The sequence below is a fragment of the Aeromonas sp. R2-1 genome (assembly GCF_040908425.1).
Classification (GTDB): domain Bacteria; phylum Pseudomonadota; class Gammaproteobacteria; order Enterobacterales; family Aeromonadaceae; genus Aeromonas; species Aeromonas caviae.
Window position 1 is genome coordinate 34,147 of the sequence record NZ_JBFODR010000021.1, and the last position, 12,644, is coordinate 46,790.

The 12,644-nt window shown below is 64.5% G+C and carries 12 protein-coding genes; 5 read left to right on the forward strand and 7 right to left on the reverse strand.

Annotated elements, in window-relative coordinates; genetic code table 11:
- Positions 1-10 precede the first annotated feature (10 nt).
- Entirely contained in the window at positions 11-796 is a 786-nt protein-coding gene (locus AB5Y80_RS05465; RefSeq protein ID WP_368172665.1) for a substrate-binding periplasmic protein, read from the reverse strand.
- 338 nt (positions 797-1,134) lie between these two features.
- Here AB5Y80_RS05465 and AB5Y80_RS05470 point away from each other — a divergent pair, with 338 nt between their 5' ends.
- A complete protein-coding gene (locus AB5Y80_RS05470; RefSeq protein ID WP_368172611.1) occupies positions 1,135-2,541 on the forward strand; it encodes a DEAD/DEAH box helicase in 1,407 nt (468 codons plus the stop codon).
- 85 nt (positions 2,542-2,626) lie between these two features.
- On the opposite strand, the gene AB5Y80_RS05475 is transcribed toward AB5Y80_RS05470, so the two are convergent.
- The 4 genes from AB5Y80_RS05475 to cra form a co-directional block, all read right to left on the reverse strand.
- A complete protein-coding gene (locus AB5Y80_RS05475; RefSeq protein ID WP_183149921.1) occupies positions 2,627-3,316 on the reverse strand; it encodes an RES family NAD+ phosphorylase in 690 nt (229 codons plus the stop codon).
- The gene (locus AB5Y80_RS05480; RefSeq protein ID WP_219595771.1) at positions 3,316-3,720 is read right to left on the reverse strand and encodes an antitoxin Xre-like helix-turn-helix domain-containing protein; all 405 of its coding nucleotides are present in this window, start codon (positions 3,718-3,720) and stop codon (positions 3,316-3,318) included. Before AB5Y80_RS05480 ends, AB5Y80_RS05475 begins: the two co-directional genes overlap by 1 nt.
- A gap of 243 nt (positions 3,721-3,963) precedes the next feature.
- Positions 3,964-5,157 (reverse strand): aromatic amino acid transport family protein, encoded by a 1,194-nt coding sequence (locus tag AB5Y80_RS05485; protein WP_219597017.1) that lies wholly within the window; start codon positions 5,155-5,157, stop codon positions 3,964-3,966.
- Positions 5,158-5,457: 300 nt separating this feature from the next.
- On the reverse strand, positions 5,458-6,444 hold the full coding sequence (gene cra / locus AB5Y80_RS05490; RefSeq protein ID WP_048207771.1) for a catabolite repressor/activator: 987 nt from the start codon (positions 6,442-6,444) through the stop codon (positions 5,458-5,460).
- Between the two features lie 312 nt (positions 6,445-6,756).
- Here cra and fruB point away from each other — a divergent pair, with 312 nt between their 5' ends.
- From fruB to fruA, 3 genes are read left to right on the forward strand one after another with little or no spacing between them, the layout of a single operon-like run.
- Positions 6,757-7,857 carry a fused PTS fructose transporter subunit IIA/HPr protein gene (fruB, locus tag AB5Y80_RS05495; RefSeq protein ID WP_319893568.1) on the forward strand — a complete coding sequence of 367 codons (1,101 nt, stop codon included), beginning with the start codon at positions 6,757-6,759 and terminating at the stop codon, positions 7,855-7,857.
- Entirely contained in the window at positions 7,857-8,846 is a 990-nt protein-coding gene (pfkB, locus tag AB5Y80_RS05500) for a 1-phosphofructokinase (protein ID WP_368172612.1), read from the forward strand. Before fruB ends, pfkB begins: the two co-directional genes overlap by 1 nt.
- Positions 8,843-10,567, forward strand: coding sequence for a PTS fructose transporter subunit IIBC (fruA, locus tag AB5Y80_RS05505; protein ID WP_368172613.1), 1,725 nt, complete (start codon positions 8,843-8,845; stop codon positions 10,565-10,567). The genes pfkB and fruA overlap by 4 nt, the downstream gene beginning before the upstream one ends.
- A gap of 82 nt (positions 10,568-10,649) precedes the next feature.
- On the opposite strand, the gene AB5Y80_RS05510 is transcribed toward fruA, so the two are convergent.
- On the reverse strand, positions 10,650-10,901 hold the full coding sequence (locus AB5Y80_RS05510; RefSeq protein ID WP_039040754.1) for a DUF1289 domain-containing protein: 252 nt from the start codon (positions 10,899-10,901) through the stop codon (positions 10,650-10,652).
- A gap of 150 nt (positions 10,902-11,051) precedes the next feature.
- Between AB5Y80_RS05510 and mltA the strand changes: the two genes are divergently transcribed.
- The gene (gene mltA / locus AB5Y80_RS05515) at positions 11,052-12,203 is read left to right on the forward strand and encodes a murein transglycosylase A (RefSeq protein WP_042863900.1); all 1,152 of its coding nucleotides are present in this window, start codon (positions 11,052-11,054) and stop codon (positions 12,201-12,203) included.
- 133 nt (positions 12,204-12,336) lie between these two features.
- Here mltA and yfaE read toward each other — a convergent pair whose 3' ends face one another.
- Positions 12,337-12,636 (reverse strand): class I ribonucleotide reductase maintenance protein YfaE, encoded by a 300-nt coding sequence (gene yfaE / locus AB5Y80_RS05520; RefSeq protein WP_270807035.1) that lies wholly within the window; start codon positions 12,634-12,636, stop codon positions 12,337-12,339.
- Positions 12,637-12,644 lie beyond the last annotated feature (8 nt).

Below are 12,644 nucleotides of genomic sequence, written 5' to 3' on the forward strand. Positions count from 1 at the left end.
GGCGCCTGCCTCAGGGGGCCGATGGCGTCGAGAGCGATGGGGTCCGGGTTGCATCCAGGCGGCAGCGGGGCGGCGCAAAGGCGGGGTCCGGTGAGGGCAGGGCGGCGATGGCGGCATCGATGCGGGCGAGCGCCTCATCGTTCACGGCCTCTTTGGCAAACATCAGGCGCACTGGCTGCTGGTGCAAGAGCACCTCACACTGGATGGCATCGCTCGCCCCGAGCTGGCCGAGCCGGTAGCGGGCGTATTGCCACTCCATGATGACGCCGTCGAGGCGGCGCGCCAGCAAGAGGGTGAGCAGCCTGTCATCGCTGTTGTATTCGCTCGCCTGCCCGAGGGCGGGGCACTCCTCGCTCATCGGCAGGGGGCGGGTGCCCCGCAGCTTGCCAAGGCGCAGCCCCTTGGCCTGGCACAGGGTTGCCAGCTCCGTGATCTCTCGCCAGCCCTCGGGCTCCCCGGCCTGCGGGCGCTGGCTCAGCAGCACGAAGCTGGCGCGCCGATAGGGGGCGGAGAAGCGGGCGAACCGCTCCCGCTCGGGGGTTTTCAGGGCGCCCATGGCCACGTCCAGCTGCTGGCGCTCCATGAGGTAGAGGGCCCGGGCCCAGGGGAGGTTGCGAAAGGCGGGCTCCACGCCTGCCTTGCCCAGGATCTGGCGGGTCAGGGTCACGTCCAGTCCGCCGAGGGTGCCGTCGGCAGCGATTTGACTGAAAGGGGGCCAGTGGCTCCAGGCCACCGACAGGGTCTCCCTGGCGGCGAGGGGCTGGGCGAAGAGCAGGGGCAAGACGAGGCCCAGCATGCGCCGGGCGGTGGGGGTGAACTTCCGTTTCAATCAAAACCTCCTGTTCCGTGTATCGCGCCGTCCCCGGCAGGCTGTGCAGGGGCTTTGATACATACGGCGATTCGGGCCATTTTGTCCTGCCTTTGTCGCTATTTCCAGCCGCGCTGGGAGGTGCATCACATTTTCCTCGTCTAAGTGCGCCAACTCCGTTAGACTGCGCCTCTATTCTTTCCCCTTTGCTCTGCTCCCCGGGGAAATCGTTGTTTTCTCTATAGGCCCGGATCCTGTGAGATGGCATCGGCTCAGCAGAGGAGCCCCACCACGATCTTTGGCGCCCCTATCCCTAGCAGGTAACTATGAGTTTTACTTCCCTCGGTCTGGCCGAACCCTTGTTGCGTGCCGTTGCCGAGCAAGGCTACGACACCCCGTCTCCCATTCAGCAACAAGCGATCCCGGCGGTACTGGCTGGCCGTGATCTGATGGCCGCCGCCCAGACCGGGACCGGCAAGACCGCAGGTTTCACCCTGCCGATGCTGCAGCGTCTGACTGAAAGCAAGCGCAAGGTCTCCCCGAATCGCATCCGTGCCCTGGTGCTGACCCCGACCCGCGAGCTGGCCGCCCAGGTGGGCGAGAGCGTGCGCAACTACGGCAAGCACCTGCCGATCCGCAGCCACGTGGTATTTGGCGGCGTGAGCATCAACCCGCAGATGATGGCGACCCGCCGTGGTCTGGACGTGCTGGTGGCCTGCCCGGGCCGCCTGATGGATCTCTACAACCAGAACGCCGTCAAGTTCGACGAAGTGGAAATCCTGGTGCTGGACGAAGCGGATCGCATGCTCGACATGGGCTTTATCCGCGACATCCGCCGCATCCTGGCCCTGCTGCCGAAGAAGCGCCAGAACCTGCTCTTCTCCGCCACCTTCGCCGATGAGATCCGTGAGCTGGCCACCGGTCTGCTGGACAACCCGGCGGTGATCGAAGTGACCCCGCGCAACAGCACCGCCGAGCGTATCGAGCAGCTGGTACACCCCTGTGACAAGGCCAACAAGATTGCCCTGCTGAGCCACCTGGTCACCAGCAACGACTGGCAGCAGGTGCTGGTGTTCACCCGTACCAAGCACATGGCCAACCGCGTTGCCGAGACCCTCGACAAGAACGGTGTCAGCGCCGCCGCCATCCACGGCAACAAGAGCCAGGGTGCCCGTACCCGCGCCCTGGCCGGTTTCAAGGATGGCAGCGTCAAGGTGCTGGTAGCGACCGACATCGCCGCCCGTGGCCTGGACATCGACAAATTGCCGCAAGTGGTCAACTTCGAGCTGCCGAACGTGGCGGAAGATTACGTGCACCGCATCGGCCGTACCGGCCGTGCCGGCGCCGCCGGTCATGCCATCTCCCTGGTTGCGGCCGATGAAGGCAAGCTCATCAAGGCCATCGAGCGGCTGACCAAGCAGAACATTCCGTGCGAGCAGGTGGTCGGTTTTGAAGCCTCCCGCGAGACCCTCGACAACATCGCCCGTGGCATCGGTGCGCCGCTTCGCAAAGAGCCGCGGGATCCGAGCGAGCAGCGCCGTGCGCCGCGTCCGCAAGGTCAGGGCCAGCGTCAGGGTGCCGGTCGCTCCGGTAATGGCGCCGGTGGTAACGGCGGTGGCAATCGCACTGGCAACGGTGGCAAGCCCAAGCCCCAGGGTGGTCAGCGTCCGGCTGATGGCGCCGCGAAGCCGGCCCAGGCCCGTCGTCCCCGTCGCGCCAGCCACAACCAGTAAGCGGTCAGGGAGCCAGGCTTCCCCACTGTTCGATTGATACAAAAAGCCCCGCCAATCTGGCGGGGTTTTTTTGTCCTGGTAGACGCTATTCACCGTAGAGGCGGATCTCCAGCACATGGGTGATGGCCTCGCCGCTCCAGTGGTACTCCAGATGACGGGCGTGGTCCACCCGGCTGACCAGACGGGGGCGATAGAGCACGTGGCAGTCGTGACCGGGGTGGCGCACCGAGCGGTAGTGGATGCCGTCCGCCCCGGCGACCTTCTGCTCCCGGGCGAAGGCCTGGGCGGGGCCGTAATCGGTGGCGTGATAGAGGGGGCCTGGCAGAAACGCCGGGCCCGTGATGTCGATGAGGCTGGCGCTGAACTGCGCCTGGATCACCCGCATCTGCACCTTCTGGGCCGGCTCCCGGGTGTACCCAAAGATCCGCTCCCTGTGGTAGACCGTCTCCTTGATGCCGGTGTCGAGGGAGGGGGCACAATAGTAGCCGCCAAAGTCCCCCGTGGTGAAACGGCCACCCTCGGGATTGAGGTGGGTGAAGGCGGCCATCACATAGCTGCCGCCGGGCAGCCCCACCAGCCAGTCTTCCCTGGGCACCCGCATCAGCTCGCCCGCCTCTTCCCTCAGCCTGTCGTTGGTCAGGGCCTCGACGGCCCAGACTGCCTCCAGCTCGTCGGCGGTAGCGACGTCTTCATAGAGGCAGATGGGGGGAAAGCGGCTCGGAATGATGCGATAGGCGCAGGCATTGTGGAAGGTGCGCAAGGGCAGGGAGGACATCAGGGCATCTCCCCGCGCCAGGCGTGCAGCCGGGTGGCCACTTCGTAAAGATCGGCCACCCGCCCACCCTGCATGACCTCCATCGCGCTGCGCCCGGCGAAGAAGGGGTGGCTGTTGGGCTTGCGCACCCAGCCATAGATGCTCTCATCCAGGCTGAACAGCAGCCGCAGGCTCTTGTGGATGTTGAGCAGATAGCTCATCCGCTCCTGGAGATCGGCGCTCAGCCGAATGCCGCCGCTGGCCTCCTTGTACTTGTTCAGGGTGGAGCGTGAGGTAATGCCAAGCAGCCTGAGCTGTTCATCCGTGCTGCACTGCCATTTGTCCAGGATGCGAAACACCACGGGCAGGGCCTTGCTGGGATCGACGGCGGGCTGTTGCCGGGGAAGAGATGCGGTGGCGACCATGTTGCCTCCCGGGTTGGCGTGCCAGACGGGCACGGGATCATGGGTTGTCTGCTAAGCAGTGTAGGGCAGGGGCGCAGTCATGTACATATCTATACATGGTTGCACTCAAATGTTCATTATTGGATGGATTTCGCGAGGAGGGGCGCGGGTCGGCCAAGTGAGCCCGTGCCAATGAAACGCCCCGCCAACTGGATTGGCGGGGCGTGTCTCTTTGCGGCGTTTCTGCTTGTCGGGCCGGGGAAATCAGAGGGCGGGCAGCAGCCCCATGCTGACGCTGACCTGCACCCCGACGATCAGTACCCCCATGGCACCGGCCAGACCCAGGGCCAGTACGCCGCCCGGGACGCGGTAGTGGTTTGCCTCGGCCTGCTTGCGGCTCTGCCACACCAAGGCCACCGGCAGCAGCACCGCCAGCACCGCCAGCGCAATGGCGGCGTAACCGAGCGCCATGATGAAGCCTTGCGGGAAGTAGAGGGCGAACAGCAGGGGCGGCACGAAGGTGATGAGGCCGGTCTGGGTGCGGCCCTGCCAGTTGTCCTTGCGACGGGTCACCTTGGCCATGAAGTCGAACAGTCCCAGGGTCACCCCGAGGAAGGAGGTGGCGAGCGCGAGATCCGCAAACAGATGCATCGCCTGGTTGAAGGCGGGCCAGCTCACCAGGCCGCCGACGTTGGCCAGCAGGCTGTCCAGGGCGCCGCCGGTCTGGATCAGAGATTGCTGGCCCAGCAGCCCCAGGATGGCGACCTGCCACAGCACGTAGAGCACGAGTGGCAAGGCGGAGCCCCACACGAAGACCTGGCGCAACTGCCTGGGGTTGTCCCCGAGGTAGAGCATGACGCTCGGGATGGAGCCGTGGAAGCCGAAGGAGGTGAAGATGACCGGCAGGCCCGCCAGCAGCAGGCCTTCCCCGAGGGGCATGGAGAGCAGGTGCTGCCCCTGGGCGCGGGGCAGCAGCAGCGCCAGCACCGCCACCATGATCACCAGCTTCACGGTGAACATCAGGCGGTTGAGGTAATCCACCTGCCTGGTGCCGACGCACACCATGCCGCCAAACAGCAGGGTAAAGACCCAGGCCGCCTGCTCCTGGCCGAGGGGCAGGCCGGCATCGGCCAGTGCCTGGGCCAGCAGGCTGCTGCCGCCGCTGATGTAGGCGGAGGCCAGGGCGTAGAACAGCATCAGGATGCAGAAGGAGGCGATGCCCTTGCCCCAGGGGCCGAGCAGGTGATCCGCCAGCTGGTGCAGGTACCACTTGCCGGTGCTGAGGCTGGCTTCCACCTGCAGCATGGCGGTGAAGGCCATCAGGGCCCAGAGGCCGATCATCAGCATCAGGGTGGCGGGGCCGCCCAGGGACGAGGAGGCCAGCGGCAGGGCCAGCATGCCGGCGCCTATGGTGGTGCCGGCAATCAACAGGGTACAACCCAGGGTCTTGGTATTCATGTTATCCATCCGAATCTAAAAAAGCATCATGAAGGGTGGCAGGGGGCAAGGTGTCGGGGTGCCTCCGGGGGAAGGCCGGAGGCTAGCAATATCGGAGTGGAGACATCGTTACGAACAGCCGCAGGTTGTAAAACAGGGTTGCCACGTTAGCCGATTAAAATATCGAAAACAAGCGGGGGTGAGCGAAGGTTCTACTGTGAAAGGCGCTTGTGTGGAAATAAATGATGACAGTTGTCTGGAGTGGATGGCGTAAAAACACGCAAAGGCGACCGTGGTCGCCTTCGGCACGTCCGTTTCGTGTCAGCGGCGGCGTTTGAGAGTGCGGCTCACATAGTGCAAGCCGCTCTGGTAGTCGCCATTGACCGCCTTGAGGGCCAGCGCCAGGGCCTGGCTTGCCAGGGCGTCGTGCTGCTGGGGCAGGGAGTTGATGCCAAAGGGGAGGAAATCGAGCAGGCGGTCATCCCCGAAGGTGGCCATGGCGAGCTGGCTCATGTCGGCCTCCTGCTCCAGCAGGTAGTCGAGTACCCCCTCCATCAGGATGTAGGAGGTGGTGATCAGCGCCTCGGGCAGTTGGCCGAGTTGCTGATGGAGCGTCTTGATCAGGCGATACCCTTCGGTACGCGAGAAGTGGGCCCCTTCACACAGGTGGCGGGTCGCACTGTGACTGGCAATGGCCTGCTCGAAGCCCGCTTTTCGCTCCTGGCTGATCGTCAGTTCCGGCAGCGCAGTGATCAAGGCTATATGACCGATGGCCGGGGTGAGCAGGGAGGCGGTGAGGTCCAGGCTCGCCTTCTGGTTTTCACTCGCCACGGTGACGAAATGCTCGGTGGCCATGGCACGGTCGATGGCGAGGATCTGCACGCCCCTGGACTGCTGCTCCAGGTAGAAGGGATCCGCCGGGGGGAGGCAGCTTGCCACCAGGAGCGCGTCCACATGGCGGCTCACCAGCATCCGGGCCAGCTCCTTTTCGGTGTCCGGATCGTCCTCCGAGCAGACGATGAGCAACTGATATCCCTGGGTGCGAGCCCCTTGCTCCAGGCGCTTGGCGAGCTTGGCGTAACTGGCGTTTTCGAGGTCGGGCAGGATGAAGCCGAGGGTGCGGGTCTGGCCGCCGCGCAGGGAAGCGGCGCGGCTGTCCGGCTGATAGTTGTGGGCATGGACCACGGCCATCACCTTGTCGCGGGTGGCCTGGCTGATGCGGTATTGATCGGCCTTGCCATTGATCACATAGCTGGCGGTGGTGCGAGAGACACCGGCCAGCGCGGCGATTTCATCCAGTTTCATCATGTTGGCTCTGTTTGAGTTGCAAGGCCCGCGCCGGTTCCTGGTTGGGGCACCGAAAAGTGTGCGCGGGATCATATCATTGAAACGTACTTTCTGCGGGATCTTGAACAATACGCTGAAACGATTCAGTCTGAGTGTAAGTGAAACGATTCAGCTTGTCAGTAACGGATGATTATCTGCGCTTGGAAATGGGTTCCGGCTCACCAAAGCGAGAGATCACCGTCTATTGTCAGCAGGCAAGTTACCCGAAAATCGAGTTGAGTTGAGTTGAGCCGGTACGCCGCGAGGTGAAGCCGGACCTGATGGAGAATCTCTATGTTGAAGTTGGCGCGACAGCAAATACTGCTGGGACAATCGGTGACGACCAAGGCGGACGCCATCGCCCTGCTGGCAAGCAAACTGACCGACGCCGGTCTGGTTGAAGCAGGTTACGTGGACGGCATGCTGGCGCGGGAAGCGCAGCACGCCACCTATCTTGGCAGCGGTATCGCCATTCCCCACGGCACCACGGACACCCGTCATCTGGTGAAGAGCACCGGTGTCATGGTGGCCCAGTTCCCCCACGGCATCGAGTGGGACGAGGGGCAGATTGCCTACGTCGCCATCGGCATCGCCGCCAAGTCCGACGAGCACCTGGGCATTTTGCGCCAGCTCACCCACGTGCTGGGTGACGAGCAGGCCGCAGCCCAGCTCAAGGGGGCGACCGACGAAGAGACCATCATCAATATCCTGACTGGCGCGACTGCCGCCAAAGAGGTGCAATACCTGACCCTGGCGGACTTCCCGGCCGACGACCAGGACCAGTTGCTGCTGGGGGCTGCGGCCCGCGCCAAATCCGCAGGCTGGGGAGACGCCGCCATGGTGAGCGCCCTCCTGGCCAGCCAACCTGTTCACCTAGGGGAGGGCATCTGGCTGGCCCGTGCGCAAGCGGCCCAGACCGGTTGGGTGCTGGCCACCCCGAGCACCCAGCTGAATGTCGGTGAATTGCCGGTCAGCGCCCTGCTGCTGCTGTGTGCCGCAGATAGCGGCCATTTACCGCAACTCGAGAATCTGGCCAAGCTGGCCGCAGCCGGCCAGCTGGCCACCCTTTCTGGCAGCGATGGTCTTGCCATGTTGCAGGCGGGTCCGGCGAGCGGGCTGTCCGAGACCTTCACCATCATCAACCCCCACGGTCTGCACGCCCGTCCGGGCGCCATGCTGGTCAAGGTGGCCAAGGAGTATGAATCCGACATCCGCGTCGCTAACCTCGATGGCAGCGGTGAAGCCGTCTCTGCCAAGAGCCTGATGAAGGTGATCGGGCTTGGGGTCAAGTGCGGTCATCGTCTGGCGTTTCGCGCCGAAGGAGCGGATGCCGAAGCAGCCCTCAAGGGCATTGGCGAAGCCATTGCCGCGGGTCTTGGCGAGGGGGCGCACTGATGGACATCGTCACCATCACCCTCAATCCCGCGCTCGATCTCACCACCCGTCTGGAGGCCATGCACCCTGGCGAGGTCAATCTGGTGAGCGAGGCCAACTTGCGCGCCGCGGGCAAGGGGATCAACGTCGCCATGGTCTTGAAAGATCTCGGCCGTGACGTAGGCCTGACCGGCTGGCTCGGTGAGGGCAACCAGCAGAGCTTCGTCTCCCTGTTCGAGGAACGTGCTCTTGCCGATCACTTCGTGCGCGTGGCGGGCGACACCCGGATCAACGTCAAGATCTCCGAACAATCCGGCCGGGTGACCGATCTCAATCTGCCGGGACTCGCCGTGCAGGAGGGCGATGTCAGCGCCCTGGAGGCGGCGCTGGAGCGACTGGCTCCCCACTCCGACTGGTTCGTGCTGGCGGGCAGCCTGCCCAAAGGGGTGGCCCCCGATTACTGCGCGCGCCTCATTCGCCTGCTCAAGGCCAAGGGCAAGCAGGTGATCTTCGATTGCAGCGGCGCGGCGTTGAGCGAAGGGATCAAGGCGGCGCCGACCCTGGTCAAACCCAACCTGGAAGAGCTGAGCCAGTGGGCGGGTCGCCCCGTGAAGACCCTGAGCGAGCAGGCCGAGTGCGCCCGCGCGCTGCAGGCCAGCGGGATCCCCAACGTGGTGATCTCCAATGGTGCCGACGGCCTCATCTGGTTTGCACCGGATGCCACCTGGCAGGCGATTCCGCCGCGCATGGAGGTGGTCAGCACCGTGGGTGCCGGCGACTCCCTGGTGGCGGGCCTGGTCCATGGCATGAGCCTGGACTGGACGCCGGAGCAGACCCTGCGTCTGGCCACCGCCGTCTCGGCACTGGCGGTGAGCCAGGTCGCGGTCGGCTTCAACGATATCAATGTGCTCAACCCCTTACTCGAGCAGGTGCTCGTACAGCGTCTGGATGATCTGGCACCGACTCAACCCCAACCCCATTTGATGGCTAACTCAGGAGATGCCCAATGAAAGCAATTCTGGTTACGGCTTGCCCGGCGGGCATTGCCACCAGCTTTCTCGCTGCAAAACGGATAGAACAGCAGGCCAAACTGGCTGGCTGGGAGCTCACCCTCGACGTCGACTCCAGTGTGCAGCCCCGTCAGGTTCCCTCGAAAGAGCAGATTGCCGCCGCCGACCTGGTGCTGGTCGTTGCCAGCGCACCGGTGGATCTGGCCGCCTATGACGGCAAGTCGCTCTATCGGGGCGACATGGATCTGGCGCTCCAGGATCCCGCAGCCCTGCTAGACGCCGCGCGAAGCGGTGCCAGCGTCTATCGCCATGAGGCGGCACCTGTGGTTGCCAAACCGGCCTGCGGTGCCAAGCGCATCGTGGCGGTGACGGCCTGCCCGACCGGGGTGGCCCACACCTTCATGTCGGCCGAGGCCCTGGAGACCATGGCCAAGCAGCTGGGTCACCAGATCCGCGTCGAAACCCAGGGCTCGGTCGGTGCCCAGAATGCCTTGACGGCGGACGAGATTGCCGCCGCCGATCTGGTGTTCCTCGCCACTGACATCGAGGTGGACATGGCGCGCTTTGACGGCAAGCCGGTCTATCGCACCAGCACGGGGGCTGCCCTGAAGAAAACCCGGGCCGAGCTCGACAAGGCCTGGACCGAGGCGAAGATCTATCGCCACAGCGGCGCGGCCGCGGTCAAGAAAGAAGAAAAGGCGGGCCCCTACAAGCACCTGCTGACCGGCGTCTCCTTCATGCTGCCCATGGTGGTGGCGGGGGGCCTTATCATCGCGCTCTCCTTCATCTTCGGCATTGAAGCGTTCAAGGAAGAGGGGACGCTGGCCGCGGCCCTGATGAAGATCGGTGGCGGCTCCGCCTTCGCCCTGATGATCCCGGTGCTGGCAGGCTACATCGCCTACTCCATCGCCGACCGTCCGGGTCTGGCGCCCGGCATGATCGCCGGTATGCTGGCAAGCTCGCTCGGCGCCGGTTTCCTTGGCGGCATCGTCGGCGGCTTCCTCGCCGGTTACAGCGCCAAGTTCCTGAGCGACAAGGTGCGCCTGCCGGTCACCCTGGAAGCCCTCAAGCCCATCCTCATCATTCCGCTCTTTGCCAGCCTGTTCACCGGTCTGGTGATGATCTACGTGGTGGGTGGCCCGGTGGCGGGCATCATGAACGCCATGACCGAGTTCCTCAACAACATGGGCTCTGCCAACGCCGTGCTGCTGGGTGTCATCATCGGCGCCATGATGTGCTTCGACATGGGTGGCCCGGTCAACAAGGCGGCTTATGCTTTCGGTGTCGGCCTGCTCGCCTCCAAGACCTATGCCCCCATGGCAGCGGTCATGGCCGCAGGCATGGTGCCTGCACTGGGAATGGGGATCGCGACCTTCCTGGCCAGCAGAAAGTTCATCAAGGCGGAGCAGGAAGCGGGCAAGGCCTCCTTCGTGCTGGGTCTGTGCTTCATCTCCGAGGGGGCCATCCCGTTTGCCGCCAAGGATCCCATGCGTGTCATCCCGGCCTGCATGGCGGGCGGTGCCCTGACCGGTGCGCTCTCCATGCTGTTCGGCTGCGAGCTGGTGGCACCCCACGGTGGTCTGTTCGTGCTCTTCATCCCGAATGCCATCAGCCATGTGATGATGTACATCCTGGCGATCGCCGCCGGTTCTCTGGTGACCGGGGTGGCCTACGCCATGCTCAAGCGTGGCGAGGAGCAGGCCAAGCTGGCGACCGCCTGAGAGCGTCACGGCGTGACACACCCTTCATGACAAGGCGGCCCTGGGGCCGCCTTTCTTGTTGGGGGGAGGGGCAACGTGGGATTTAAAAATCCCAGCCCGGCGGGGGAGGCGGATCGGCCGCCTCTGCGGCCTGCGCCTTGCGGCGAGCGGCCTCGACCCTGGCCTTGCGGCTGCGGCACAGGCGCATCACCTCCTGCTGCTGGGCAGGGGTCATGGCAAGCCAGTTGAAACGCTCCTCGCGACTTCGCAGGCATCCCTTGCAATACCCCTTGTTGTTCAGTTCGCAGACCCCGACACAGGGGCTCTGGAGCGGGAAGATTTCGAGCTGTTCCATCCATGACCTCTCACACCTTGTCACCTTGTTATAACCCAGAAGATCACGGCAGGAGAAATCCGTCGTCAGGGGCGTGAAGGCGTTTGCTTTCCCCGGGCAATTTTGGCATCTTCCCCGCCGTGCAAGACACTCGGTGTTATATGAGGACATATGAATAGACATGCGTACTGGTTGGCCGCCGCCGTGGTGGGGCTGGCCGGTTGTGCGGGCAACCCTGAACCGGTCAAGGTGCCCCAGAAGAAGGCGGAATCCGGATGTTTTCTGAACTGCGAGATCCCTGTGAATCTGGGCAAGCAGTATCTGGATGGTGCCCTGCCGGGGGATCTGGTGCGGGTGGAGCGTGTCAACAGCCGCGCCCGCGCCGATTACAGCAAGTTCGGTCCCCAGAGCCGGATGGTGATGGAACGCTCCGGCCGCATGGCGAGCCGCTATGGGGAGCTCTACCGTCAACTCTCACGCTGGGTCGCCAATGGGGGCAATCCCGCTCATATCACCCAGTACGGCATCAGCCTGGCGCAGCTTGGCGGTGCCGACCGCATGGGCAATGTGCTCTTCACCGGCTACTACTCGCCGGTGCTGGAGGTGCGCCATCGCCCGGACGCCCAGTACAAGTATCCCATCTATGCCATGCCCAACTGCGGCGGCCGCTGCCCGAGCCGGGCCGAGATCCACCGGGGGGCGCTGGCCAACCGGGGGCTGGAGCTGGGCTACAGCAAGTCCCTCATCGACAACTTCCTGATGGACGTGCAGGGTTCCGGCTTCGTTCACTACGGCGATGACGACCGGTTGCAGTACCTCGGTTACAGCGGCAAGAACGGCCACGGCTATGTCAGCATTGGCCGGGTGCTCATCGACCGTGGCGAAGTGCCCAAGGAGCAGATGTCCATGAAGGCCATCAAGGAGTGGGCCAATCGTCAGCCGGAGGAGAGCGTGAAGGAGCTGGTGGAGCAGAACCCCTCCTATGTCTTCTTCGAGCGCCGTCCCACCAATGACGTGGTGGGGGCTGCCGGCATTCCGCTCTTGCCCATGGCGGCGGTGGCTGCCGACAAGACTCTGCTGCCCATGGGCACCCCCATCCTCGCGGAAGTGCCGCTGCTGGACAAAGCAGGCAACTGGACCGGCAAGCACCAGCTGCGCCTGCTGATCGCGCTGGATGTGGGGGGCGCGGTGAAGAAGGGGCACCTCGATCTCTACCACGGCATGGGGGAGAAAGCCGGTGTCGCGGCCGGTCATTACAAGCACTTTGGCCGGGTCTGGAAGCTGGGTCTGCACCACGGGCCGACCGCCGCCCCCTGGTTGTAACGCCCCCGGGTTGTAATGTAAGAGGGGCCATGGCCCCTCATTTCCCTCAAGAGATGGGAGATTCCCATGAAAAAAGCCGCCGGAGCAATCCGGCGGCTTTTTGTTTGCGGGGCAGATCTGGCGATAAGGGCCGTCAGCCCTTTCGGATATCGAGCTTGATGGTGCCCACCGGCTGGCAGCAGCAGGGGAGGCACTCCCCCTGGGAGACAAAGGCGAGCGGGACGGCGGCGTAGTGCACCTTGCCCGCCAGCAGCGTGGTGCGGCAGGCGCCGCAATAGCCGCTGCGGCACTGGAACTCCACGTGATGGCCGTGGCGCTCCAGGGTCTCCAGCACGCTTTCGCCGGGATGGGGGTGCAGCACACCGTCCAGGGTCTGTACCTGGGGGGCTTGCCCCTCCGGCGCCGTGGTGGCGGTATGCAGGGGCGCGTTCAGGGTGGCGG